The sequence below is a fragment of the Nocardioides sp. genome (genome assembly GCF_004803405.1).
GTDB lineage: Bacteria > Actinomycetota > Actinomycetes > Propionibacteriales > Nocardioidaceae > Nocardioides > Nocardioides vastitatis.
The window spans coordinates 50,244-75,961 of the sequence record NZ_SSXI01000197.1 but is presented as its reverse complement, the minus strand read 5'-3'; the positions used below and the strand labels follow the sequence as shown (position 1 = coordinate 75,961).

Here is a 25,718-nt window from a genome sequence, read left to right as displayed (position 1 = left end):
CCACGGGCTCGGCGTCGGGGCGACCCGGGCCCGGGCGGTGGCGCTCCTGATCGGCGTGGGCCTCGTCGCCCTGGCGACCTCCGTCACCGGACCGATCGCGTTCGTGGCGCTGGTGGCACCAGCGATCGCCCGCCGGCTCGTCGACGACGGGGGACCGGCACTGCTGCCGGCCGCCGCGCTCGGGTCCGCCCTCACCATGGCCGCAGACGTCCTCGGGCAGCACGCGCTGCCGGGCTTCACTGCCCCGGTCGGCATCGTGACCGGGCTCGTCGGGGCGCCGTACCTCCTGTGGCTGCTGGCCCGTAGCGAACGAAAGGTCTCCCCATGAGCACCGCCATCAACGCAGAGGGCGTCACCCTCGGCTACAAGGGGCGCCGGGTGATCGACGGCCTCGACCTGGTGATCCCGCCGGGCAGGGTGACCGCCATCGTCGGTCCCAACGCCTGCGGCAAGTCCACCCTGCTGCGCGGACTCGCCCGACTGCACCCGCTCGACGGCGGACGGGTCACCGTCGACGGCCAGGATGCGCGCTCCCTCTCGCGCAGGCAGCTCGCCCGGCTGGTCGGCGTCCTGCCGCAGACCTCGATCGCGCCTGATGGGGTGCGGGTCGCGGAGCTGGTGGGCCGGGGACGGTTCCCGCACCAGGGCTGGTTCGGCCGGCACACCAGTGACGACGACGAGGTCGTGATGCGCTCGCTGGTGGCGACCGGTGTCGCCGACCTCGCCGAGCGACGCCTCGAGGAGCTCTCCGGGGGCCAGCGTCAGCGGGTGTGGATCGCGATGGTGCTGGCGCAGCAGACCAGCGCGGTCCTTCTCGACGAGCCCACCACCTACCTCGACGTGACCCACCAGCTGGAGCTGCTCGACCTTCTCAGCGACCTCAACGAGGAGCGGGGAACGACCGTGGTGATGGTGCTGCACGAGCTCAACCACGCCGCCAGGTACGCCGACCACCTGGTCGTGATGTCCCGCGGACGCGTCGTCGCTGAGGGTGACCCGGGCGACGTGCTGACCGTGGACTCGGTACGCGACGCGTTCGGCCTCGATGCCGAGGTGGTGGTGGACCCGGTGACCGGAGGGCCCCTCGTCGTACCCAAGGGGCGGACCCGGCGGGGGACATCCGCCGTCGTAGGTTAGGTTATCCTCACCTAACCACGAGCAATGAGGAGGGACGCGTGCGCACGACACGTGACTTTCGCCGTACCACCGCGCTGGTGACGGGCCTGGCATCGGTCCTGGCTCTTGCCTCCTGCGGCCAGGAGAGCGACGCCGGAACCGACGGCACCAGCACGGTCGCGGCGACCGACGAGTTCCCGATCGTCATCGAGCACGCCTTCGGCGAGACCACGATCGAGGAGGAGCCCACGCGCGTCGCCACCTGGGGCTGGGGCTCCACCGAGGCCGCGATCGCCGCCGGCGTCTTCCCGGTCGCTGTCGCCGAGCAGGTCTGGACGGTCGGCGAGGACAAGCTCCTCCCGTGGGTCGAGGAGGCCTATGACGAGGCCGGCGTCGACCACCCGACGGTGCTGACCGACCCCAACGGCGGGGCCGAGGTCCCCTACGACGAGTTCATCGCGGCTGAGCCCGACCTGATCCTGGCGCCGTACTCCGGCCTCACCAAGGAGCAGTACGACACCCTCAGCGACATCGCGCCGGTCGTAGCCTTCCCCGAGGCCGCCTGGACCACGCCGTGGGACGAGACCATCCGGATCACCGCGAACGCGCTCGGCCGCGGTGCGCAGGGCGAGAAGATCCTCGCCGACATCGACTCCTACCTCGCCTCCGAGGCGGACAAGCACCCCGAGTTCGAGGGCAGGACGGTGGCCGGCGTCTGGGCCGACCCGAACGTGCTGTCGGTCTACACCGCCCTCGACCCGCGGGTCGCGATCCTCACCAAGCTCGGCCTCGACGTCGCGCCGAGCGTGTCGAAGCTCGACAGCTCCGAGGGCGGGTTCTACTACGAGCTCAGCTACGAGAAGGCCGACGAGCTCGAGGCGGACCTGATCGTCAGCTACCACGACACCGAGGAGCAGGCGAAGGCCATGCTCGACGACCCGAAGGCCGGCGCGATCCCGGCGGTCAAGGACGGCAGGGTCGCGCAGGTGGTCGGACGGGTCGACGTGTCCTCGGTGTCGCCGCCGACCGCGCTGAGCTTCCAGTGGGAGGACGGCATGCCGGCGCTGATCGAGCAGATCGCGGCGGCGCTCGCCAAGGAGTGATGGCCACCCCGGGCCGGTGATCGATCTCGATCACTCGGCCCGGAGGGCGGCCAGCCGGTCGACGCGGTCGCTGTGCGCGGTCGCGATCGACCCGGCGAGATCCACGGCCGGCTCGAAGATCCCCGCCGTCTGCTGGGTCTCGGCGACCGTGATCGCCTCCTCGTGGTTCTCGATCATCAAATCGATCCAGAGCGCCTCGAACTCCGAGCCCGAGGCCGCCTCGAGGTCCGCCAGGTCTTCGCTGGCGGCCTCGTGGTCGTCGGCATGCTCGTCGCCGTGGCCGGCGTTGACGTGGTCGCGGACGGTCTCCGGGATCGGCTTGTCCCAGCTCGTGAGCCAGGCCGTCATCTCCTGGACCTCCGTCGAAGCCTCGATCTGGACCTCGTCGGCGACCGCGCGGGCCTCGGGGGAGAGGTCCCGGTCGAGAGACACGTCGACCATCGCCAGCGCCTCGGCATGAAGCGGGATCATGGCCGTCGCGAACTCGACGTCGGCGGTGTTGTAGACGTCGCCGTTGCGCGCGGTCTCGGTCGCGAGGGACTCCTCGTCGGTCGCGTCACCGCCGCCACAGGCAGCGAGGGACAGCAGGGCCGTGGCGGCAATGAGCGCGGTTCGCATCACCCGGCGATCATGCCGGGCATCGCGAACGCCTCGATCGGTGGGGCAGTCCTCGGTGGCGACGCGCTCCTGGGCGGGGAGCGTGGTCTCGGGCAGGTCGACGTCCATGGGCGGTCCCTCGTCAGACGAGCGGGAGGCCGACCCGGCGGCGCAGGCGCATGTCGAACAGATAGAAGTTGAACGGAGAAGTTCCGGAGCACGCGCGGCGGTCGCCGCGCGATCGAGCCCAGGCTACCCAGTAGGCGGTCGAACCTGCGCTGCGTGCGGTCGTGCCAGTCGGTCCCCCTGCGTCCGCCTCAGTGCCACGGGTCATCGCGCACCCCCTTCGGAGGTCTCGGCCCGGGCTGGAGGACGCGTGCCGGCTTCCGGCAGCGTCCGGGCACGTCCGTCGTGGAGTGCGAGGCTGGCCGCTGCGGCACGTACGATTCGCCGGTGCCACACGCCGAGCCCGCCGAGCAGTCGGATCGCATCGACCCCGACGAGCTCGCGATCACCCTGAAGGTCCTGGACCAGCTGCACCAGCTGCCGCCGGACCACGACGACGTGCGCACGGTGAAGCGCGCGGCGTCGTACATGTACAAGATGATCAAGAAGGCGCGCCGTGCCGAGATCCGCGCCGAGCGCTTCGAGCACGACCAGAGGATCATCGAGAAGACGGCGACCGGGTCGCCGCTGCGGATCGACGACGAGACCAACGGGATCCCGCTCGTCTCGACCGCGCAGGGGTCGTTCGCAGGCGAGCTGATCACCCCGCGCGGGTGCTACATCTGCAAGGAGGACTTCACCCTCGTCGACGCCTTCTACCACTGGCTGTGCCCACGGTGCGCCGCGATGAGCCACACCAAGCGCGACCAGCGCACGGATCTGACCGGCAAGCGAGCGCTGCTGACCGGAGGCCGGGCGAAGATCGGCATGTACATCGCGTTGCGGCTGCTCCGCGACGGCGCTCACACCACGATCACGACGCGGTTCCCGAAGGACGCCGTGCGCCGCTTCTCCTCGATGGAGGACTCGGCGGACTGGCTGCACCGGCTCAAGATCGTCGGCATCGACCTGCGCGACCCGACCCAGGTGATTGCGCTGACCGAGGACGTCGCGGCCGACGGGCCGCTCGACATCCTGATCAACAACGCCTGCCAGACCGTACGACGCTCGCCGGGCGCCTACTCCCACCTGCTCGAGGGTGAGTCGGCGCCGCTGGTGGCGCCGCCCGGTCGTGAGCTGCCCGAGATGGTGACCTTCGACCGGATCTCCGAGGCGCATCCCGCCGCCATCGCCGGCGCGCTGGAGGCTCATGCGGTCGCGCACCACGAGGGGGAGTCGGCGGAGTCCGCGCTCGCCGCGCACAACGCCGCCTCCCTGACGGCACTCGCCCTCAAGGCCGGCAGCGCGTCCCTGGAGGCGCACCTCGCGGGCACCGCCGTGGACGCCGGCGGGCTGCTGCCGGACGTGCAGACCAACAACTCCTGGACCCAGGTCGTCGACGAGGTCGACCCGCTGGAGCTGCTCGAGGTGCAGTTCTGCAACTCGATCGCGCCGTTCCTGCTCGTCTCGCGGCTGCGCCCGGCGATGCGCGCGGCGGTGCAGTCGGGTGCTCGGCGCGCCTACGTCGTCAACGTCTCGGCGATGGAGGGCCAGTTCTCCCGTCGCTACAAGGGCCCCGGCCACCCGCACACCAACATGGCCAAGGCGGCGCTCAACATGATGACCCGCACCAGCGCGGGGGAGATGTTCGAGACGGACCGGATCCTGATGACGGCCGTGGACACCGGCTGGATCACCGACGAGCGACCTCACCAGGAGAAGCTGCGGATCGCCGCCGAGGGCTGGCACGCGCCGCTCGACCTGGTCGACGGCGCCGCACGCGTGTACGACCCGATCGTGCGCGGCGAGGCCGGCGAGGACCTGTACGGCTGCTTCGTGAAGGACTACGAGCCCTCGCCCTGGTAGGCCGGTCGGCTCACCGGTCGCCGCTCCGGCGGCTCGGAGGGCAGCGGGAGCGACCCCTTCGGACAGTGTCCGGGCCATACCGACGGTGAGCGACCCGCGGGACGATCTGGCCATGACGAGCGACTCGCGCCCTCGGGAGTCCCTCCCGATGAGGGTCGTGGTCAACCTCCTCGTGGCGCTCGTCCTGCTCATCCCGCTGGTCCTCGTCGGGGCCGGCGGGTGGTTGCTCTACCAGCGCCAGTTCGGCGAGCGGGTCGAGGCCGAGGTGCTGAGCTGCGAGATCACCGGCACCCGGAGGAACCCGAGGCAGCACTGCGTCGCCCGTTGGACGGAGGACGGAGTCGAGCGCACCGGCCCGATCCAGGCGTCGGGCGATCAGGAGGTCGGCGAGACCGTCTCGGCCACCCTGGGCGAGGGTGAGCTCTACAGCCGGTCCCTGGCCCTCCCGCTGATCCTGCTCGGGCTCGGCCTGCCGATGTGCTTCTTCCCCTACGCCTTCGTCCGCGGCAGGCTCACCGATCGCAAGGCGGCGCGGGATCCGGCCTGACCGCCGGCTCGCCGCTCAGGGCGCAGGCACCCGCACCGAGTTGGGCTCGCCGGTGAGCACCCGGATCGCCAGCGCAGTGGTGGCCTCGACGTTGAGATGGCCGACGACGCGCGCGACGCGCTCGATGTCGAGGGGCAGCAGGCCCGGAGTGCCAGGGACGTCGGGGGTGAGGCCGAGGTCCAGGTCGGTGCGACCGGACATCATGCGCAGGTTGAAGTCGAAGCGCTCGCGGGCGCCGGCGGCGAGGAGGTGCTTGAGCACGGTGGCACCGACGCGGCGTGCGCCGGTCTCAGCGCACCACGAGTCGAGCGCGGCGACGACGGCCCGGCCCTTGTTGTGGTCGACGTCAGCCCAGACCGCCCGCATCGAGCCCATCGAGGAGAGCAGGACGGCGGCGGTCTTCTCACCGAGCCCGCGGATGCCGGGCAGGTTGTCGCTGGTGTCGCCCCGCACCGCCGCGAACTCGAGGTAGTGCTCCGCCGGGACGCCGTACATGCTCTGCAGGCGGGCGGGGTTGAGCAGAGGCGAACCGCTGATGCCGCCGTCGATGAGTCGCAGCACCCGGGTGTGCTCGCTGATGTGGGCGAAGGAGTCACGGTCGGAGGTGATCACGACGCAGTTCCAGTCGTTGTCGCAGGCCCAGGTCGCGGCCGAGGCGTTGACGTCGTCGGCCTCGAGGCCCGGAGGCGTGAGCGTGGCCAGCCCGAGTGCGTCGAGCAGCGCGCCCGCGCGGTCGAGCTGGTCGACGAGGTCGGGGTCCTTCTCCGCGCGACCCGCCTTGTAGTCGGGATAGAGGTCCCGTCGCAGCGAGGCTGTGCGGTCGTCGAGCCCGAAGATGACGGCGTCCGGAGCGAAGGCGTCGATGGACTCGATGATCTGGCGCAGCATCCCGTGCAGCGCCCACGCGGGCCGGCCGGTCCGGTCCTTGAGCCGGGTGTGCGCCCGCGCATGGTGGTTGCGGTGGAGCAGCGACGGCGCGTCGACGGCGAGCAGCAGCCTGCGGGGGCGGGTGGCGTCGGCGGGGGTGGGCGGCATGGTGATCGCCGTCAGCCTAGGGAACGACGGGCGTGTGCGGTCGGTTGAGGGGCGAGTCCTTGCTGGCGACCATCTCGAAGCGCTCCCGGGCGCTCAGCGACCCGAACGGCTCGAGCATCTCCAAGCCGTATCCGCTGACCTCCGCCGCGTCCGCGATCGGCACGACGGAGTGGACCACGCGGTCGTCGTAGAGGTGGAGCATGGTGAAGGACTGGTGGGCGTCGACGGCTGACAGCAGCCGTCGGTCGGGCAGGATCTCGGAGCTGTAACAGGTCGCCGAGGCCACCGAGACCGGGACGCCGGCGAAGGTCGAGTACGACGTGAAGTGGAAGTGGCCGCCGAGGATCCCGCGCACGTCGGAGCCTTCGACCACCTCGGCCAGACGAGGCTGGTCGTGCAGCTCGATCAGCTCGGCGAGCCGGAGCATCGGCACCGGGATCGGCGGGTGGTGCATCGCGAGCAGGGTGCCATGGCGCGCCGGCTCGGCGAGGACGGCCCGCAGCCAGTCGAGCTGCCCGTCGGAGAGCTCGCCGTGGTGCCACCCGGGGACGGTCGTGTCGAGCGCGACGATGCGCAGCCCGGCGATGTCGTGGACCCGGTCCTGAGGTGCGTCGCCGTCCGCGCCGTAGAGGCCTCGAGCGAAGGCGCGGCGCTCGTCGTGGTTCCCCATCACCCACACCGCCTCGGCGCCGAGGTCGGCGGCGACGGGGTCGACGATCTCGCGGAGCTTCTCGTACGCCGCCGGCTCGGCCAGGTCAGCGAGGTCACCGGTGAACACCAGCGCCTGGGGTGGCGTCGGCAGCCGACCGAGCCGGCTCAGCGCCTGCCGGAGACGGGCCGCGGTGTCGATGACCCCGTACTGGAGGGCGTCAGCGAGCAGGTGCGGGTCGCTGAGGTGGGCGACGACGTGCGCCGGGTCGGGGTACTGGCCGAGTGGCTCCACGGCATGAGAGTAGGTCGTGCGGCGCGCCGATGAGCGGTGGTCCCTCGGTTGGGTCTCGCGCGAGGATGGTGGTGTGTCCACGCCGAACGAAGACGCCCACCGGATCGCCCGCGAGATGGGTGTGAGCGGGCCGCTGTACCTGCTCGTGAAGTACACCGCGGCCTTCGTGCTGCGCATCGTCTGCGGTTTCACTGCGACGGGCAGGGAGAACGTCCCGGGGAAGGGACCGGTCGTGATCGTCCCGAACCACAAGAGCTTCTGGGACCCGTTCTTCATCGCGATCGTGTTGCGCAGGCCGGTGCACTTCATGGGCAAGGCCGAGCACTTCGACGGACCGATGGCGCGCGTGTTCCTGCGCCTCGGCGCCTTCCCGGTCCAGCGCGGTGCGTCCGATCCCGAAGCGCTCGAGACCGCGCTGGCGATCCTGCGACGGGGCGACGCGCTCGCGCTCTTCCCCGAGGGCACCCGGGTTCGCGAGGAGGGGCTGGGTACCCCGAAGCGCGGCGCGGCGCGGCTGGCGATCGAGGCCGGCGCCCCGTTGGTCCCCGCCACGATCACCGGCACGGAGAAGCGGCGCTGGCCGCTGCCCCGCAAGGTGCGGGTGGTGTTCGGCACGCCGGTCTCCGTCGAGGGCCTGGAGGCGACGCCCGAGGACGCCGCGGTCGCGATCGGCGAGGCGTGGCCGCAGGTCACCGAGGAGTACTCGCGCTGGCAGGACCGGCCGCGGGTCGTCGCCGCAGGGCTGGCCGCGATCGGCCTCGGTGCATGGGTGGTGCGGAAGCGCCGCCACCACTGAGCCGACACCCGCTACGCTTCGAACGTGCGTTCGAAGCGAGGTGTGGGCGAGGGCCAGGAGTGCCTGCCGTTCGACCTCCCGCCGACGCGGTCGGTCGGGAGGCCGGATGAGGAGGTGCACGAGCCGGTCCGGCCTCCGGCAGCGCCTGACCGGGTTCGGCTGCGGCTGCGGACCGATGCCCTCGCCTCCCGCGGCTGGCCGGCGGGCACCGAGCTGCTGGTCGAGCCGGCGGGCCGGCGACCACGACGTGGCGACGTGGTCCTCACCCGCGAGGGCGGCCGGCTGAAGGTCGGCGTCTTCGACCTCCAGCTCGGTCGCCGGGTCCTGCGTTCCGACCGCGGGTCGACCTGGCTGGGAGCCTCCGCCGAGGTGGTCGGCGTCGTCACCGTGGCCGGGGCGCCGCTGGCGGGGATGCCGCACGTCACCGGGCCACCGAGCTGACCGTCGCGGGGTATCCACGAGCAGCGTCCGAGTCGGCGTGCCTACGCCCGGGCCAGCTCGACCGACGGCGAGGTCACCGCGCCCGCAACGCCGGGCTCGTGCGCCGCGTCGGGAAACCAGGCATGCTCGACCCATGCGCGTCCTGGCCTGCAGCACCACTGGCGCCGGGCACTTCACTCCGATGAAGCCCTGGCTGCGCGCGTTCGCGGCCGCCGGCCACGACGTCCTCGTCCTCGGGCCGCCCGCGCTGGAGGAGTCGGTGCGCGAGTGGGCGTTCGCGCCGGGTGCCGAGGCCGACCCGGCGGTGGTCGGACCGCTCTGGGGCCGGGTCTACCAGCTGGCACCGGCCGAGGCGAAACAGATGGTGGAGGGCGAGATCTTCACTCGGCACAACGCCGGCGCGATGCTCGACCCGGTCGGGGCGGTGATCGACGACTTCCAGCCGGACCTGGTCCTCCGCGATCCGATGGAGTGGGCTTCAGCGGTGTGCGCCGGCAGAGCCGGCGTCCCGCAGGTCCGGATCGCGATCAGCCTCGCCGCCGAGGACGCGCAGCTGCTGTCCATGGCGTCCCCGATCCTCGAGGATTGGGAGCCCGGCACCACCGAGCTGGTCGCGGCGTCGCCGTTCCTGACCCGCTTCCCCGCATCGCTGGACCCGCCCATCTATCCGGCCACCGCCCGCTACCGGTTCGCCGAGGAGACCCACCGGTCCGTCGCGCCCGACTTCGTCTACGCGACGCTCGGCACCGTCGCGCCGACCATGAACCACCTGCTGCCCTGGTACGGCGTCCTCACTGCCGCGCTCGAGCCGCTACCCGTGCGGGCGCTGCTCACGGTGGGCAAGGACCTCGATCCGGGCATCGTCACGCCGGCCGCCTCGAACGTCGACGTCCGGGCCTGGGCCGACCACGCCGCCGTGCTCTCCGAGGCGGCGGTGATCGTGCACCACGGCGGCTCCGGCACCACCCTCGACGCCCTCGCCGCCGGGACCCCCCAGGTCGTGGTGCCTCTCTTCGCCGACCAGAACGCCAACGCCGTCGCCATCGACACCGCGGGCGTCGGGTTCGCGGCCGGCGGCCAGCCCTTCGTGATGCGCATGCCGGAGGACGGTGACGTCGAGCTGGTGCGAGCCACCGTCGAGCAGGCCCTCGTCACCCCGGCCATCGCCCGGCGCGCCGAGAAGGTGGCCGGTGAGATCCGGGCACTGCCGCCGCTCGACGTCGCGCTCCTCGACTAGACCCCCAGGCGTCCCAGCCCACGTCCGGGAGCCTCGCCCCCCTCTGTAATGCTTGCGCCTCGCGAGCGTGGCCGCAGGAGAGCAGCACGCCAGGGAGGGCACCGAGATGAGCGAGATCGCCGGGGAGCTGGCACGGGTCAAGGGCGCCTTCGCGCAGCCGACCCTCACCCTGCTCCACCAGCGGCAGGCGCCGGTCGTGATCACGATCTTCCGCGCCGCGTTCGGACGCAACAACAAGCCCATCCCCACCGCCCGGCTCCACGCCCAGGTCGAGGAGCACCTCGCCGCGGTCCGGCTCTCGGGCGAGACCGAGGTCCCCACCGGCAGCGGCCACGACCTGTGCCGCCGGTGGATGCGCGGCCAATGGCTGGTGCGCTCGCTGGACGAGGCCGGCAACGAGGTCTACTCGCTGACCTCCCACGCCCAGCAGGCGCTCGAGCTGGTCAAGAACCTCGCCCGCGACCGGGCCACCCTCAGCGAGCACCGGATCGCGACCATCCTCGGCACCGTGCGGCGGTTCAACTCCGAGGCCAACCCCGACCGCACCGCCCGGGTCACGATCCTCAACGACGAGATCGCACGGCTCAAGGCCGAGCGCGACCGGCTGGTCGACGGCGCGGAGCTGGTGAGTGCCACCGAGGACTACATGCTCGAGGGGTTCACCGAGCTGCTGTCACTGATCTCCGCGCTGCCGAGCGACTTCGCGCGGGTGGAGGAGCGGTTCGCGACCATCCGGACCGAGATCCTCGCTGCCTTCCGCGCCGAGGACCGCCCGGCGGGGGACGTCATCGACGACTACCTCGCCCGCGCGGACGCCCTGATGACGGCCACCCACGAGGGCCGTGCCTTCGAGGGAGCGTTCGCGCTGCTGCGCGACGACGCCCTGGTCACCCAGCTCCGCGAGGACCTGACCGCGCTGCTGGAGCACCCGCTCTCCGACCGGATCCTCGGCGACGCCGACCGGGCCGAGCTGCGGGGCACGGTCAAGCTCGTCCGCGACGGGCTCGACCGGGTCCTCGCGCAGCGCAGCAGGGTGACGGCGACGCTGAAGGAGTACATCGTCTCCCACGACGCCGCCCGCGACCGGGAGCTCGAGCAGACCCTGCGCCAGGTGGAGTCGGAGCTGATGACCTGGATGTCGACCACCGGTCCGCGCGCCACCCACGACGTGCCGCTGCTGCCGGCGCGAGTCACCGTCGACCACCTCCGCGAGCGGTTCTACGACCCGGCCGACGATGTGCTCCCGGAGCGGATCAGCCCGGCCGACGCCGGCGACGCCCCGACGCTGTCCCTCGCCGAGCTGATGGCGCACGGCGGTCCGCAGCTGTCGGCGCTGCGCCGGCGGCTGGAGGACGCCGTCTCCCTCTCCGACCTGCTCCCGGCCGGCTCGCTCGGCGAGCTGTTCGACGGGCTCGAGCCGTCGCTGCGACGGCCGGTCGAGATCTTCGGGCTCCTGCACCTCGCCGCCGACCGCGGGTGGCGGACCGAGAACGACGTCGAGCCCTTCGCCGCCGTCCGCCACGACGGCTCGCGCCGGACCTTCGCCGTACCGCGCACGCCCCTGCCCGACCCCGACCTGCACGAGAGTGAGTCCCGATGACCACGGTCCCCGAGCTCGACGACCACGACCTCGACGTCGTCGACGAGGCCTCGGTCTCCCTCTTCGAGGGCGACGAGGGCGGCCTCGAGTACGGCCAGCGCCACGCCCTGGTCACCCTCCTCAAGCAGCGCTTCATCAGCGCGCGCACCCACCCGCGCGACTGGCGGGTGCTGGTGGAGCACGAGCGGATCCTCCGGTCGCGGCTCAACGACCTGTTCCTGGACCTGCAGATCGACCGCGGCCGCGAGGTGGCGTGGAAGCGCCAGGCGACGTCCGAGACCGGCAGTCGCTTCCCCACGCTGCTGTACGACGCCGCGTGGTCCCGTGAGGAGACGCTGGTCCTCGTCCACCTGCGCGACCGGCTCCGGGCCGGGCTGGCGAGCGGCGACTCCCGGGTCTTCATCGACCGCGAGGACATCGTCGAGTACGTCGCGAGCTTTCGGCCCGGTCATGCCACCGACGAGGCCGGCGACGAGAAGCGGGCACGGAACGCGGTGCTGAGCGTGGTGAAGGCCGGCCTGCTCATCGGCACCGCCGGCGACGAGCGGTACGAGATCAGTGAGGCGGTCGAGCCGCTGCTGCCGCTCGAGCTGCTCCAGGAGCTGCTCGAGGCGTTGCAGCGCGCCAACGGCACCGAGGTGCAGCCTGCCGAGGACGAGCCCGGTGACCTCTTCGACGAGTCAGGGGAGGAGCAGGGATGAGCATCGACGAGGTCGAGCAGCTCGAGAACGAGAAGGCCGACGGCCTCTTCGAGCAGCAGTCCGTCGCGACCCCGGCCGACGACACCATGCAGTGGCGCGCCGCGCTCCTCCAGCTGGTCAACTGGGGCGGCTTCAGCGGCCGGACCACCGTCCCGCTGCGCGGCGACGCCACCATGATCTCCGGCGCCTCGGGCGTCGGGAAGAGCACGATCCTCGACGCCTACACCGCGCTGATGATGCCGTCGGACACCAAGTTCAACGGCGCCTCCAACGACGCGGTCGCCGGTCGCGCCCGCGGCGTCGGCCAGCGCAACCTGCTCTCCTACCTGCGTGGTGCGGTCGACGTGATCGACGACCCGTTGACCGGGCGCCCCGTGGAGAAGCTGCTCAGGGGCAAGGGCTCCGACACCTGGGGCGCGGTGGCGATGACCTTCGTCAACGACCAGGGCGGTCGGTTCACCGCGCTGCGGACCTACTACGTGCCGCGCCGCGCGTCCCGCTCCGGCGACGTCCAGATGCAGCTCGCCACCTACGAGGGGTCGCTGTCGCTGGAGACGCTCGAGGTCGCCGTGCCCGAGCGCTTCCACGCCAACACGTTGAAGAAGCTCTTCCCGGGCATCCGCGTGCACCGCACCTACGCGGAGTACTCCGCGGTGCTGCACGCCCGGCTCGGCATCGGCGCCAACGGCGACGGAGCGAAGGCGCTGCGGCTGCTGGCCCGGATCCAGGCCGGCAACCAGGTGCGCAGCGTCGACGAGCTCTACAAGGACATGGTGCTCGAGCGGCCCGCCACGTACGCCGCGGCAGACCGTGCCATCGAGCACTTCGACGATCTCGACGCGGCCTACTCCGCGATGCGCACCGAGGAGCAGAAGCTCGAGCTGCTCGAGCCGATCACGGACCTCCAGGAGCGCAAGCTCGTCGCGACCAGGAGACTGGCGGAGCTCGACTCCTACGGGGTGACGCTCTCCGGCGACACTCCGCTTCGCAGGTGGCTGCTGCGCACCCACCTGCGGCTCGTCGAGGCCGCGGTGGTCGCCAACCGCGAGGCGCGTACGACGACCGCGGGCGAGCTCGCCGCGACCGCCTCCGTCGAGGGGGCGCTCCTGGGCGACCTCGAGGCGGCGAAGGAGGCGCACCGCGCGGCCGGTGGGTCGACCCTGCAGTCGCTCGGTCTCTCGCTCGAGCAGGAGCAGGTGGTCCGCGAGGACCGGCTGGGCAGGCGGGCCGTCCTCCAGGAGCGGCTGCTGCCGTTGATCGACGTCAGCGACGCGCACGCACCCGACGTCGAGGCGGCGCTGATGTCCTCCGAGGCGTTCGCGGTGCTGCAGCTGCACGCGCGCCAGTGGCTCGCCGGCTGGCAGCGCGAGCAGGAGCGGATCAAGCGGGACCGCGACGGGGTCCTGCGGCGCAGCTTCCCGCTCCACCAGCGGCAGAGCGAGCTCCGCGCCGAGCGCACGTCGCTGGAGAGCCGCGCCGGCCGGGTGCCGGCGCGGATGCACGAGCTGCGGGCGGAGGTCGCGCAGGCCAGTGGGCTGACCGTGACGGAGCTGCCGTTCGTGGCGGAGCTGATCGACGTCGCGCCCGAGGAGGCGCGATGGCGCACGGCGATCGAGACCGTGCTGGGCGGCACCGCCCGACTGATGCTCGTCCCGCTCGACCGGCTGGACGAGTTCTCCGCCGCCATCGACGGGCTGCGGCTACGGGGCCGGCTGACCTTCGAGGGCGTCGAGCTCGACCTACCCGACCTCGGCCCGGCCGACCCGGAGCGGATCGCCGGCAAGCTGGCGTACAAGGACTCGCCGTTCTCCGGCTGGGTGCAGGCGCACGTGGCGGAGCCGTCCCGCAACGCGCTGTGCGTGGAGACTGCCGACGGCCTGGCAGGTGGCGGGTTCCGGGTGACCCTCGCGGGGCAGACCCGCAACGGTCGCCGCGGTGCCCATGGTCGCAGCGACACCCGCAACATCATCGGCTTCTCCAACGAGGACGCCATCGCCGAGCTCGACCAGGAGCTGACCACGCTCGAGGCGGAACTGGCTGCGATCGGCGCCGAGGTGGCCGAGCTGGACCGGCAGACCAGCGTGCTGGAGCAGCAGCGGGCGTCGTACGACGCCGTCGCGGTCGCCCGCTTCGACGACCTCGACGTGGAGGGCAGTGAGCGGCGGATCGCCGAGCTGGAGCGGCGCCGAGCCGAGATCCTGGCCTCCGACGACCAGCTTCAGGTGCTGCAGTCCCAGATCGAGAAGCTGGCCGAGCAGCTCGAGCAGGCCCGCCGCAGGCGGTTCGGGCTCGAGCAGCGGCAGCGCGAGCTCAACGACGCACACGGCTCGCTGGTCGACGACGAGGACCTGGTCAAGGACCGGCTCGAGGCGATGGAGCGCAGCGGCACGGTGGTGCTCACCGACGAGCAGGACGCCGCGCTGACCGCCGAGCTCGCGGCGGCGGTGGCTCCCGCGGACCCCGACGACCTCGACCGCTTCACCGAGAACTCCCACCGGCTGGGGGAGCGGCTGAGGACCGCCGTCGCCGATGCCGAGGCGGAGATCAAGCGGGTCGACGACGAGCTGGCGCTGATCTTCCGGCACTACAAGTTCCAGTGGGACTCGCCGAACCTCGGTGCGACACCGGACTCGTACGCCGACTACGCGCGGATCCTCGACGAGATCCGCGGCAAGGGGCTGGCGGAGCGGCGCTCGGAGTGGCGACGCCGACTGACCGAGTGGAGCGGCCAGGACCTGGTGCCGCTGGTCGGCGCGATGGCCGCCTCGGTCGAGGAGATCGAGGACCGGCTGGAGCCGATCAACGCGATCCTGCGACGGCTCGAGTTCGGCGGTGCCGGCGACCGGCTGCGCATCCGGCTCCGGCGACTGTCTCCCGCGCACGTCCAGGTGTTCATGAAGGACCTGCGCGCACTGTCGGCGGGCACCCCGACCGAGCTGGGGGAGGCGGACCTGGAGCGGCGGTTCGCCGAGCTGAGCCGTTTCATGGAGCAGCTGCGCAGGCCGGCGCAAGGGGGCGACGGCGCCCCGACCGACCGTGACCGGTTGCTCGACGTCCGCCGTCACGTCGAGATCAGCGCCGAGCGCTACGACTCGCTGACCGGGGAGCTGCGGGCGACGTACCGCACCCTCGGGGAGAAGAGCGGAGGCGAGAGCCAGGAGCTGGTCGCCTTCATCGTCGGCTCCGCGCTGCGGTTCCGGCTCGGCGACGAGATGCGCTCCCGGCCGCGGTTCGCGCCGGTGTTCCTCGACGAGGGCTTCGTGAAGGCCGACTCCGAGTTCGCCGGCCGGGCCGTGCAGGCGTGGCGGGGCCTGGGCTTCCAGCTGATCATCGGTGTGCCGCTCGACAAGGTGACCGGCCTCGAGCCGCACATGGACGAGCTGCTGGCGATCACGAAGAACAGCACGACCCATCAGTCGTGGATCACGCCGATCATCGACGCGGACCGGGTGGTCGACGCCTGAGAGGCGCCGCTGCCGGTGTCCGCAGGAGGCTGGTCAGGCCGGTCCGCGGTGGTCCTCGGCGAAGGCGTGCAGAATCTCCTCGACGGACCCGTCGACGCCCAGGTGGCTGAGGGCCACCCGGTCGGTCACCTGCTGGAGGCAGGAGCGCAGGACCCGTGCAGCACTGCGGACCTCGCGCGACGCTGATCCGGTGCCGGCTTCGACGAGGGTCAGTGCATAGGGCAGGTTCGACGCCAACGAGGTGGCTTCGTCGTCCTCGACGAAGTAGTAGCTCTCGGCATACTGCGCCATGTCCACCGCCACCCCAGCCAGATCCCGGCTCACCGCGTGGAGGATGCTGCTGGCGATGCCGGTGTCGCCGTTGCGAACGAGGTCAGCAGTGTCGTCGGCGGCGAGGGCGTGCAGGTGCACCGCGGCGGTTCGTCGTCGTCCGAGCGCCGGATAGATCTGCAGGATCCACGAGATGGCGGCGGTCAGCAGGACGAAGCCGATGAACGCCTGGACCGGTGCCAGCAGCCGCAGCTCGCTGCTCGCCGGGGTGATGTCGCCGAACCCCAGCGTCGACGCCGTCACCATCGAGAAGTACACCGCCTTGACGGCCTCCGAGGACTGGTCGGGGCGCAGGGACTCCTCGAAGTTGAACCCCTCGGACATCGAGGGCAGGTAGATCAGGGCCCATCCGCTGATCGTCAGGGCCGTCCAGAGACCGACCGCCAGCAGCATTCCCAGTGGCCCGATCAGCTCGCGGCGACGACGGCCGATCAGGCGCCGCCCGCGCCAGACCACCCTGATCGCTCCTCGTGCCAATGAGCCCATGCCCTGCGGATGCCACAGGGTGTGGAAGATGTCCCGCAGCACGATCACCACGACGAGCGCGCCGACCGCTCGCAGCAACCACTCCATCGGTGCAACCTAGCGTCCCGCGCCGAGGACGCGAGACGACAGGCCGGGCCGGTCCGGCCCGACCCGCCGTGGGAGACGACGGGTCGGGCCGATCCGGTGGCGGTGTCCGGGTGTCAGCTCGGTCCGCGCGCGTCCACCCTCGGGCGCACCACGAACAGGCCCTCCTCGACGCCGGTGAACACCACGTTCCCGGACTCGAAGTAGGGATAGTTGCTCCAGGTGCCGGCGAACTTGGTCTCGTCGTCGGCCGGATGGCCGTCGAACCAGCCGACCTGCTTGAGCCGCCCGTCGGCGACCTTGTGCAGGTCGAACATCCGCAGGCCCGAGGTGTAGTTGGACTCGTAGGCGATGCCGTCCTTGATGAAGATGTTGTGGTCGATCGAGTCCAGTCCGCTGCTGCCGGTGCCGATCAGCTCGGGTGCGTCGAGGTCGGTCATGTCGAAGACGTAGGTCGTCGTCTCCTCGACGGTCCCCCTGAGCTCGTCGAGCTCGTCACCCATCAGGAAGTGGCTGTGGTCCTCGGTGAACCAGCCCTGGTGGGTGTACGACGAGGTCTCGTACGGGACCCGGGCCAGCTGCTTCACGTCGGTCGGGTCGGTGGCGTCCAGCACGGTGACGGTGTCCTCGTTGGACGCCGAGCAGATCTCGCGGCCGGTGTAGGCGGTGTCCGGGCCGTGGTAGGTCACGCAGTGGACGTCGTGGGTGTAGCCGTCGCCGAGGTAGCAACCCGCGACCGCGGGAGCGTCCGGCACCGAGAGGTCGACGATGATCGGACCGCCGTTGCCGGGCGCGCCGCATGCGGTCACACCGCGGGTCGAGCCGACGACGTAGGCCATGCCGCTGTCCTCGTTGATGGCGAGGTTGTGCGCCTGGCCGAAGCCGCCGAGCCATCCGTCCTCGGTCCACGCCTGCTTCTCCGTTGCCCCGCGCAGGCGGGTCAGGTCGAAGACCTGCATGCCGTGGCCGGCGTTCTCGCTGACGATGTAGGCGTGGTCGCGGTAGACCTTGATGTCGCGCCAGATCCCGCCGCTGCGAACACGGGTGTGCGTGGGAAGGACGCCCAGCACGACCGGGTCGGACGCGTCGGTGATGTCAACGAAGCCGGTGCCCTCGAACAGGCCGACGAGTGCGTACTCCCGACCGGTCTGGGGATCGGTCCATCCCCACACGTCGTTGGCCCATACCGAGTCGAACTCGGTGAGCGGGATGAAGGACTTGAGGTCGGTCTTGTGGCACGGGAAGATCCCGGCCATCTGGTCCTCGCAGCGGATGTCGGACATCCGCTCCATGGGTACGCCGCCCGGGCTGGGCGACTCGGTGACGAGGTCGAATCCGGCCTCCTTCCCGGAACCGTCGTGGTTGGGGTGCGCCTCGCCGGGCGCCGTGAGCGCTCCGATCCCGAGAACGCCGACGACCGCACCGACCGCGGTCGCGACAAGCGTGCGCTTGCGCATGAATACCTCCCGATAGGTAGCTGCCCCGGGTCGCGGGGCGACCCCCTTGGTATCCCGCGCAGACGCGGGTGCGCAATGGCCTGGGCCGGATTGCCTGACAACCCAGTCGCTGCCAGGCGCCGTCGGAACGTACTGGGCAGGAGCCAGTCGCATGCCAGGATGTGAACGTTAACAATCCGGCGTCTGTGTGGGCGGAGCATGCCTCAGTCGGCAAATTCGCGCGCTGAGACGGCGCTTTCCGTGTTGGCGCGGCGCAAAGGCCGACAGCGAGACCGGCGCTTGACCGCACCCAATGAGAGCGCTAACAATAGCCCACTGTGTCGGCTGTCACACCCCTGTGGCCGGTCGTCCGTCACTCCGAGGAGCCTGCTGACCCATGACGATCCCCGCATCCCGACGAGCCGGTCTCGCTCCGCTCCTGGTGGCGATGACAGTCCTCGCCCTCCTGCTCGTCGGTCTGGTCAGCCCGACCTCGGCCTCGGCGGCGCCTGAGGCACCGGCCGAGCCGGGGGTCACCACCGACGGTGAGTCGGTGTCGGTGACGTGGACGGCTCCCGCCGGCGACCCGGTCACCGGCTACCTCGTCGAGCTGCGCGCCGGGGAGTCGGTCGTCGCGTCGTACGAAGTGGCTCCCGGGGTCCTGACGCACACCTTCGCGGGCCTCGACGACGGCACGTACACCGCGACCGTCACGGCACTCGGAGCCGACGGCGCCACGACCTCTGCGCCCTCCGACGCGGTCACCGTCGACCTGGACCTGCTCGCCTCGTGGCAGTTCTCCGGCGTCGCCACGGCGGCCGGAAGCACGGTCCCCGACGTGTCGGGCAACGGTCACGCCGCCACCATTCGGGGTGCGGGTGCCACGGTGTCGGGTGAGTCGCTGAACCTGCCGGGCGGAGCGAACGGCTCCGGAGCGGCGTACGTCGAACTGCCGACCGGCCTGCTGAACGGCCAGGACACGGTCACGATCTCGGCCTGGCTCAAGAACGAGACCGCCGCCGGCAACTACGCCGCGATGTTCTTCGGGACCACCCAGAACCCGCCCTCGCGCTACTGGTTGCTCAACCCCAGGAACCCCGGCGGCCGCCTGAAGACCGTCATGACCACGGGGACCGTCAGCTCCACGGCACCCTGGGGCACCGAGACCGGCATCTCGCCCACCACGGCGAGCCGCGGCATCGCCGGCCCGATCACGGCGGCCGGTGTGTGGAGTCTCTTCACGACGGTCATCGAGCCGACCAAGATCACGGGCTACTACAACGGCGCCAAGGTCGGGTCCGTCTCCCACAGCACCCCGTTGAGCAGCTTCGGCAGCAACCTGGCCGGCTACATCGGGCGCTCCTCCTATCCCGACGCCTTCTACAAGGGCGGCGTGCGTGACGTCCGCGTCTACACCAAGGGCCTCAGCGACGCCACGGTCGCCGCCCAGTACGCCTACGAGCAGGTCGCCTCGGATGCCGCGGCGCTCAGTGTCCCGGAGGAGACGGCGTCCGACCTCTCGCTCCCGACCGTCGGGTCCAGCGGGTCACAGGTCCGCTGGACCAGCTCGGCTCCGGCGGTCGTGGATCCGGACGGGACGGTCACCCGTCCGAGCGGCGACGACGTCCAGGTCACCCTGACCGCAGTCCTCAGCAAGGGCGGTAAGCAGGTCACCCGCCAGTTCACCGTCACCGTCCTCGCCGACGACCCCGCCGCCGATGTCGCCCGGGTATCGGCCGCATACGACGTCGCGATCAGCGAGGTGGTGCACGACATCGTCCTGAAGGGCCAGGTCGACGGCGTCGACGTGGCGTGGTCGTCCTCCGCGCCGGAGGTGCTGGCCGCCGACGGCTCCGTCAACCGACCGGAGGCCCGGACGCCGGTGACCCTGACCGCGACCTTCTCTCGCGACGGCCACAGCGCGACCCGCGCCTTCGACCTGCACGTGCTGCCGGCCGATGCCGGCCGGATCGGCACCTACATCCAGTCCGGCAACACCAACCGCACCGACGCGATCCACCTGGCCCATACGGACGGCGCGAGCACGTCGTACACCGCGCTCCACAACGGGCGCCCGGTCCGCTACCCGGACAGCTTCACCCAGAAGCTCGGGTCGCCCACGCCGTTCCGCAAGCCCGACGGCAGCTTCGGCGTGGTGGCGACCTCCGACAGCAACAGCTCGACGGTCTTCGTCTACGACTCGGCCGACCTCGCCACGTTCACCAACCAGCGGCTCGTGTCGTTCAACAGCCAGGGCCTCAACGCGAGGTCGGTTCACGTCGCCTACGACAACGGGATCGCCGCCTACCGCCTGACGTTCGTCGCCCTGGGCGACGGCAAGACCTACCAGGTCCGCACCGCGAACTTCTCGACCTTCTCCGCGCCAGTCGAGGTCGACCCGCTGCCGGCGCCCGCCGTCGGCACGTTCCCTGCCGGGGCGCTGGAGGCCTCCAGCATCGGCGTCACCGCGAGCGAGCTCGCGAGCGTGCGTCGTGCCTACACCCGGATGCGCGCCACCGGCGTCCGACCGGTCGAGGACGTCACGGTGCCGGTCGGCGGCAGTCTGAAGCTGCCCAAGGGAGCGAGCGTCACCTACAGCAACGGCGGTGCCGACATCGTCCAGCCGGTCACCTGGGACCCTGCCGACGTGGCCGCCGTCGACACCGACACACCAGGCGAGTACGTCGTGCGCGGCACGGTCGGCCGCACGTCGTACCCCGAGAAGCTCGCGCACCAGCGAGCCGACCCCGACCTCACCAAGGGAGACGACGGCAACTACTACCTGACCGCGTCCTACCCGCAGGTCGGCAGCAACCCCGAGGGCTACGACCGGGTCGTGCTCCGTCGCGCCAGCACCATCGACGGCCTGACCGACGCTCCCGAGGTCGTCCTCTGGGACGAGGAGAACTCGGCGCTTCAGCGGTATGTCTGGGCGCCCGAGCTCGCCAAGATCAACGGCGGCTGGTACATCCTCTTCACCGCGTCCCGCAGCAGCAACGTCTTCGACATCCGGCCGATGATGCTTCGCCACACCGGCGGTGACCTGATGAACCCGGCCAACTGGGTCGAGGTCGGGGCGATGCTGCCCAAGGCCGGTGACAGCCTCGCTTTCGCCAGCTTCTCGCTCGACATGACCTCCTTCGAGCACGAGGGCCGCTACTACGTCATCTGGGCGCAGGCCGCTCCGTCCTCCGCCTTGCTGATGGCCGAGATCGACCCCGCCAACCCGCGGCAGCTGATCTCGAACGCGCGGATCATCGCCTACCCGGACCTGGCGTGGGAGGGCAACACCAGCACCAACCAGCAGATCGATGAAGGTGCCGCCGTCATCAAGCGCGGCGACAGGTTCTACGTGACCTACTCGGGCGCCACCGTCGACGACAAGTACGCCGTGGGCCTGCTCACCGCCGACGCGAACGCCGACCTGCTCGACCCCTCGTCGTGGAAGAAGACGAACCACCCCCTGCTGTCGACTGCGGACCTGCCCGCCGGACAGACCGGCCCGGGCCACAACTCCTTCAGCGTCGACGAGCTTGGCAACCCGGTCATCGCGTACCACTCACGCACCACCGCGGACACGACCGACGGCGGTCTCACCGACCCGAGCCGTCATGCCCGGGTCCGGACCGTGCACTTCGACGCCACGGGCGCTCCGGTGCTCAACCTGACCGCGGAGGAGGAGCTGCCCGCCGAGCGCGACGTGACCGTGACCGTGCATGTCCAAGCGGAGCCGGTCGAGCCGCCCGGCGCACCGGGTGCGCCGGTGGTCAGCCAGCGGTCCAGCGCAGGCGCGCTCGTCACGTGGACCGCGCCGGAGGACGACGGCGGCGCCGACATCGCGGGCTACCGCGTGCGCGTCCTCAAGGACGACGAGCAGGTGACGGAGATGGAGGTCACGGGCACGTCGGCGTCGGTGACCGGCCTGCAGCCCGGCACGACGTACACCGTCACCGTCGCCGCTCGCAACAGCGCCGGGTACGGCCCGGCGACGGCGCCGGTGCAGCTCACCACGACGATGGTCCCCGCGCCGGACATCCACTACCCGCTCGCCACGAACCTCGAGGAGACGGTCGGGGACCAGGACGCCAGGGCGGTGGGCTCGGTGAGCTTCACCGACGGTGCGCTCGCGCTCCCCGGGGGAGCGAACTCCTCGACCAACTACGTCGCCCTGCCCGACAACCTCGTGAGCGGCCTCGGTGAGGACCTCACGGTCTCGGTGTGGGTCAAGAGCGACAGCCCGGCGCGCAACGGCGCCGCCCTGTCCTTCGGCACACCGCCGGTCAACAACCTGCCGACCAACTACTGGCTGCTGAACCCGACCGCACCGAACGGCAACGCTCGGTCGGTGATCACCAACAGCGTCAACGCCACACAGCCCTGGACCACGGAGGTCCAGGTCTCCGGGCCGAACACCACCGGCAAGCGCGGGACCTGGGTGAACTACACGACGGTGTTCACCTCCGGGACCCTGACCTCCTACGTCGACGGGGTGAAGGTCGGCACGGTCGCGAAGACACGCACCTTCGCGCAGTTCGCGGCGACCGACACCCTGCTGGGCTACCTCGGCCGGTCCGGCTACACCGCCGACCAGGCCTTCAAGGGCGCGTTCCGCGAGCTCACCATCCACCGCGAGGCGCTCAGCGACGCTCAGGTGCAGGACGTCGCTGCCGACGACGCCTTCGTCCTTGCGTCGGCCCGGGAGCGGCTCTCACTGGGCGACACCTCGGCTGTGGCGACCGATCTGACCCTGCCCGCGACCATGGGCGACGAGGTGAGCGTCAGCTGGGCCACCAGCGACGCGTCGGTCGTGACCGCCGAGGGCGCCGTCACCGTGGCCGCCGACAGCGGGTCCGCGGTCCTGACCGCCACCCTGACCCGCGACGGTCGCAGCGTGACGAAGGACTTCACCATCACCGTCCCGGCCCGGGCGGACGTGGTGACGGCGCTCGCCGACCTGCTGGTGCTGCCCACCGTCCTGGCCTCGGGTGACACCCTGCCCTCGGTGGACGTCGACGGAGTCACCACGGCGTGGAGCACCACCAGCGCCGGGCTCACGGTCTCCGACCGGAAGCTCACGAGCACGGAACGGGTCACGGGCACGGTCACGGCGTCGATCTCGGCGCCGGACGCGGACACGATCACCAAGAGCTTCCAGGTGACGGTCCTGCCGGCCGACCAAGCGCGGTTCGTCCTCGGCTACACCCGGACACCGCTGGCCACGCAGACCTACGGCCCGAACGTCGCGCACAGCCTGCACCTGGCGCTCGGTCCCGACCGCGACGGCGTCGCCGCTCTCAACGAGAACTACGGCATCGGGTTCGCGAAGGCGGTGCCGACCGCAACCGCGGAGGTCAACCAGATCCGCACCCTGGTGGACCCCTTCATCTTCCGGCTGGCGGACGGCGGCTACGGCGTCGTGGCCACCCGCACCCTCAGCGGCGGCACGCCGGACGACAGCGCGGCATCCAACATGCTGCTGTTCTCCTCGCCGGACCTTCGCGACTTCACCGAGGTCGGCCTGGTCGAGGTGGACCCGGAGGGCCGCGGGGTCCGCCGGCCGAGCGTTCACTGGGACTCCGCCGCCGACCGGTACGTCGTCGCGTGGACGACGGCCAGCGGGACGCCCATGATCAGCACTGCCGAGGACGTCACCGACCCCGCGTCGTACAGCGACCCGCGCGGAGGCCAGGTGGTCACCACCACGGCGCAGGCGACCACGACCGCGGCCGGCGCGGTGCCGGCCAACACCATCGTCGTCGACCCCGCCACCGCGGCCGCCCTGCGGGTCCGCTTCGGCCGGATCAAGAACACCGACGTCGAGGTCGACCCGGTCTCGGTGCCCCTCGACGGCGAGCTGGACCTCGGCGATGTGGACGCCGAGCTCACCTATGACGACGGATCCGCGGCGAGCCGCAAGATCGACTGGGACGAGGCGAGCCTGGACGCGGTCGACACCAGCAAGCCCGGCACGTACACCGTGACCGGCACCGTCCGTCAGACCGACCACATGTTCCCGTTCATCGCCGGCCGCGCCGACCCGGCAGTCATCAGGTGGCAGGGCCGGTTCCTGTTCATCGCGACCAACGAAGCCGGCCAGAGCACGCTCCTGCTGCGCTCGGCGGACACGTTGAACGGCCTGCGCTCGGCGCCTGACCGCACGATCCTGACCCAGTCGTCGTCCCTGCCGGGACCGCTGTGGGCGCCGGAGTTCCAGGTGGTCGACGGCAAGCTCTACCTGTTCTTCGCCTCGGGTGTGGAGCGTTTGTGCTGGTGCAACGTCCAGGCCCACGTGATGGAGCTGGTCGGGGACGACCCAACCGACGCCACTGACTGGGGAGCTCCGCGCCTGGTGCTCAAGGAGGACGGCACCCGCCTTCAGCTCGACGCGGCACATCCGGGCATCTCGCTCGACATGACCTACTTCGAGGACGAGCGGGACGGCGAGACGATCTCCTACGTCGCCTGGTCGCAGCGCTACATCGCGGGCGGCGTCACCGGCGATGCCCAGCTCTGGATCGCCACGGTCGACCCTGAGAACCCCGCTCGCCTCACCAGCGAACCGGTCATGTTCGCCTCCCCGGACCTGGGCTGGGACCACAACACGACGCCCGTCGTCGAGGCGCCGTACGTCGTCCACCACGACGGCAAGGTGTATCTGACGTACTCGGGCTCCGCCACCGACAACACCTACGCGGTCGGGCTGCTCACGGCCGAGTCGGGCACGGACCTGCTGGACGCGGGGACCTGGACCAAGACCAGCTATCCGCTGCTGAAGTCGGACACCGCGACCGGCCAGCTCGGTCCGGGGCACAGCATGTTCGCGACCGACGCGGACGGCAACCTGGTCCTCGTCTACCACGCCCGCAACAACGGCGGCTCGCGCGACGCCGCGATCCGGCGGGTCCACTGGGCGGCCGACGGCATGCCGATCCTCGACATGTCGAAGGACGAGGAGGTCGCCCCGGCGAACCGCGCCGTCAGCACCACCGTGACGGTCACCGAGAGCTCGGAGGCCGACACCACCGCGCCCGAGGTGACCGTGGCCATCGAGCCCGCCGACCCGGGACCCTCGGGCTGGTACAGAGGTGAGGTCTCGGTCAGCGCGACGGCGACCGACGACAGCGGCAGCGCCGACCTCGAGTTCCGGCTGGCCGACGGTCCCTGGACCGGGTACGACGGTGCCGTGGCGATGCCCGAGGGCGTCACCGACGTGGACTTCCGGGCGATGGACCAGGCGGGCAACACCTCCGAGCCGGTGAGCCGGACGATCCGCCGAGACAGCACCGCCCCGGTCGCGACGGCATCCACCACGCCGGCACGACCCGACGGCAGGGCGGGTTGGTTCACGAGCCGGCCGCTGCGGCTGACGGTGACCGGGACCGACGACGATGGCTCGGGTGTGGCCGTTGCAGAGGTCCGCCTCGGCTCCGGTGCGTGGCGCCCCGCGACCGCTCCGGTGACCCTCCCGGTCGGCACCACCACGGTGCGGTACCGCGTCACGGACACGGCCGGCAACCCGTCGGCGGTCCGGTCCACGACGGTCCGGCTCGATCCGGCGGCGCCCGTCTTGAACGTGTCCCGAGCGAGGAACGGCACCCGCAGGGTCACGGTCACCGCCAGTGCCCGCGACCGCGTGTCCGGCCTCGCCATCGTCCAGTACAGCGTCGACGGCAAGGCGTGGCGCAGGTACTCGGGGAAGGTCGTGGTCAGTACGCCGGGCCGGCACGTGGTCCGAGTCCGGGCGGGTGACCGGGCCGGCAACCAGACGACGAAGAAGGTCGTCGTGGTCGTCCGGCGCCGCTGACCCCCGAACCGTCCGATCCAGCATCCA

The 25,718-nt window shown here is 71.2% G+C and carries 17 protein-coding genes; 12 read left to right on the top strand and 5 right to left on the bottom strand.

The window, feature by feature from the left end:
• The 3 genes from E7Z54_RS13950 to E7Z54_RS13940 all read left to right on the top strand — a co-directional run.
• Positions 1–328, top strand: a 328-nt coding sequence (locus E7Z54_RS13950) for an iron chelate uptake ABC transporter family permease subunit (protein ID WP_168798329.1), incomplete at its 5' end; no start/stop codon positions are given.
• Positions 325–1,137 carry an ABC transporter ATP-binding protein gene (locus E7Z54_RS13945; RefSeq protein ID WP_136434668.1) on the top strand — a complete coding sequence of 271 codons (813 nt, stop codon included), beginning with the start codon at positions 325–327 and terminating at the stop codon, positions 1,135–1,137. The genes E7Z54_RS13950 and E7Z54_RS13945, both read left to right, overlap by 4 nt.
• A gap of 38 nt (positions 1,138–1,175) precedes the next feature.
• Entirely contained in the window at positions 1,176–2,219 is a 1,044-nt protein-coding gene (locus E7Z54_RS13940) for an iron-siderophore ABC transporter substrate-binding protein (RefSeq protein ID WP_136434666.1), read from the top strand.
• A gap of 30 nt (positions 2,220–2,249) precedes the next feature.
• Here E7Z54_RS13940 and E7Z54_RS13935 read toward each other — a convergent pair whose 3' ends face one another.
• A complete protein-coding gene (locus tag E7Z54_RS13935) occupies positions 2,250–2,945 on the bottom strand; it encodes a DUF305 domain-containing protein (RefSeq protein ID WP_136434665.1) in 696 nt (231 codons plus the stop codon).
• Positions 2,946–3,269: 324 nt separating this feature from the next.
• On the opposite strand from E7Z54_RS13935, the gene E7Z54_RS13930 reads away from it, so the two are divergent.
• A complete protein-coding gene (locus E7Z54_RS13930) occupies positions 3,270–4,787 on the top strand; it encodes an SDR family NAD(P)-dependent oxidoreductase (RefSeq protein ID WP_136434663.1) in 1,518 nt (505 codons plus the stop codon).
• 112 nt (positions 4,788–4,899) lie between these two features.
• Entirely contained in the window at positions 4,900–5,334 is a 435-nt protein-coding gene (locus E7Z54_RS13925) for a hypothetical protein (RefSeq protein ID WP_136434661.1), read from the top strand.
• A gap of 15 nt (positions 5,335–5,349) precedes the next feature.
• On the opposite strand, the gene E7Z54_RS13920 is transcribed toward E7Z54_RS13925, so the two are convergent.
• Both E7Z54_RS13920 and E7Z54_RS13915 read right to left on the bottom strand, forming a co-directional pair.
• On the bottom strand, positions 5,350–6,369 hold the full coding sequence (locus E7Z54_RS13920) for a 5'-3' exonuclease (protein WP_136434659.1): 1,020 nt from the start codon (positions 6,367–6,369) through the stop codon (positions 5,350–5,352).
• Positions 6,370–6,385: 16 nt separating this feature from the next.
• Positions 6,386–7,312, bottom strand: coding sequence for a metallophosphoesterase (locus tag E7Z54_RS13915; protein WP_240769682.1), 927 nt, complete (start codon positions 7,310–7,312; stop codon positions 6,386–6,388).
• 73 nt (positions 7,313–7,385) lie between these two features.
• Here E7Z54_RS13915 and E7Z54_RS13910 point away from each other — a divergent pair, with 73 nt between their 5' ends.
• The 6 genes from E7Z54_RS13910 to E7Z54_RS13885 all read left to right on the top strand — a co-directional run bounded on the left by E7Z54_RS13910 (position 7,386) and on the right by E7Z54_RS13885 (position 15,551).
• A complete protein-coding gene (locus tag E7Z54_RS13910; protein ID WP_240769681.1) occupies positions 7,386–8,108 on the top strand; it encodes a lysophospholipid acyltransferase family protein in 723 nt (240 codons plus the stop codon).
• Between the two features lie 24 nt (positions 8,109–8,132).
• On the top strand, positions 8,133–8,549 hold the full coding sequence (locus E7Z54_RS13905; RefSeq protein WP_136434654.1) for a hypothetical protein: 417 nt from the start codon (positions 8,133–8,135) through the stop codon (positions 8,547–8,549).
• A 133-nt stretch (positions 8,550–8,682) separates the two neighbouring features.
• Positions 8,683–9,786 (top strand): glycosyltransferase, encoded by a 1,104-nt coding sequence (locus E7Z54_RS13900; RefSeq protein WP_136434652.1) that lies wholly within the window; start codon positions 8,683–8,685, stop codon positions 9,784–9,786.
• 106 nt (positions 9,787–9,892) lie between these two features.
• Positions 9,893–11,386, top strand: a complete 1,494-nt coding sequence (locus E7Z54_RS13895; RefSeq protein WP_136434650.1) for a DUF3375 domain-containing protein — start codon at positions 9,893–9,895, stop codon at positions 11,384–11,386.
• A complete protein-coding gene (locus E7Z54_RS13890; protein WP_136434648.1) occupies positions 11,383–12,087 on the top strand; it encodes a DUF4194 domain-containing protein in 705 nt (234 codons plus the stop codon). Before E7Z54_RS13895 ends, E7Z54_RS13890 begins: the two co-directional genes overlap by 4 nt.
• Entirely contained in the window at positions 12,084–15,551 is a 3,468-nt protein-coding gene (locus E7Z54_RS13885; RefSeq protein ID WP_136434647.1) for an ATP-binding protein, read from the top strand. Before E7Z54_RS13890 ends, E7Z54_RS13885 begins: the two co-directional genes overlap by 4 nt.
• Before the next feature lie 33 nt (positions 15,552–15,584).
• On the opposite strand, the gene E7Z54_RS13880 is transcribed toward E7Z54_RS13885, so the two are convergent.
• Together E7Z54_RS13880 and E7Z54_RS13875 are read right to left on the bottom strand one after the other, a co-directional pair.
• The gene (locus E7Z54_RS13880; protein ID WP_136434645.1) at positions 15,585–16,454 is read right to left on the bottom strand and encodes a potassium channel family protein; all 870 of its coding nucleotides are present in this window, start codon (positions 16,452–16,454) and stop codon (positions 15,585–15,587) included.
• 113 nt (positions 16,455–16,567) lie between these two features.
• A complete protein-coding gene (locus E7Z54_RS13875) occupies positions 16,568–17,908 on the bottom strand; it encodes a choice-of-anchor B family protein (RefSeq protein ID WP_136434643.1) in 1,341 nt (446 codons plus the stop codon).
• Between the two features lie 376 nt (positions 17,909–18,284).
• Between E7Z54_RS13875 and E7Z54_RS13870 the strand changes: the two genes are divergently transcribed.
• Positions 18,285–25,691 (top strand): family 43 glycosylhydrolase, encoded by a 7,407-nt coding sequence (locus E7Z54_RS13870; protein ID WP_136434641.1) that lies wholly within the window; start codon positions 18,285–18,287, stop codon positions 25,689–25,691.
• Positions 25,692–25,718 lie beyond the last annotated feature (27 nt).

Coding starts and splice junctions, on each gene's coding strand:
- E7Z54_RS13945 (WP_136434668.1), top strand. CDS start 325: ATGAGCACCGCCATCAACGCAGAGGGCGTCACCCTCGGCTACAAGGGG.
- E7Z54_RS13880 (WP_136434645.1), bottom strand. CDS start 16,454: ATGGAGTGGTTGCTGCGAGCGGTCGGCGCGCTCGTCGTGGTGATCGTG.
- E7Z54_RS13875 (WP_136434643.1), bottom strand. CDS start 17,908: ATGCGCAAGCGCACGCTTGTCGCGACCGCGGTCGGTGCGGTCGTCGGC.
- E7Z54_RS13870 (WP_136434641.1), top strand. CDS start 18,285: ATGACGATCCCCGCATCCCGACGAGCCGGTCTCGCTCCGCTCCTGGTG.
- E7Z54_RS13900 (WP_136434652.1), top strand. CDS start 8,683: ATGCGCGTCCTGGCCTGCAGCACCACTGGCGCCGGGCACTTCACTCCG.
- E7Z54_RS13895 (WP_136434650.1), top strand. CDS start 9,893: ATGAGCGAGATCGCCGGGGAGCTGGCACGGGTCAAGGGCGCCTTCGCG.
- E7Z54_RS13920 (WP_136434659.1), bottom strand. CDS start 6,369: ATGCCGCCCACCCCCGCCGACGCCACCCGCCCCCGCAGGCTGCTGCTC.
- E7Z54_RS13935 (WP_136434665.1), bottom strand. CDS start 2,945: ATGGACGTCGACCTGCCCGAGACCACGCTCCCCGCCCAGGAGCGCGTC.
- E7Z54_RS13925 (WP_136434661.1), top strand. CDS start 4,900: ATGACGAGCGACTCGCGCCCTCGGGAGTCCCTCCCGATGAGGGTCGTG.
- E7Z54_RS13885 (WP_136434647.1), top strand. CDS start 12,084: ATGAGCATCGACGAGGTCGAGCAGCTCGAGAACGAGAAGGCCGACGGC.
- E7Z54_RS13890 (WP_136434648.1), top strand. CDS start 11,383: ATGACCACGGTCCCCGAGCTCGACGACCACGACCTCGACGTCGTCGAC.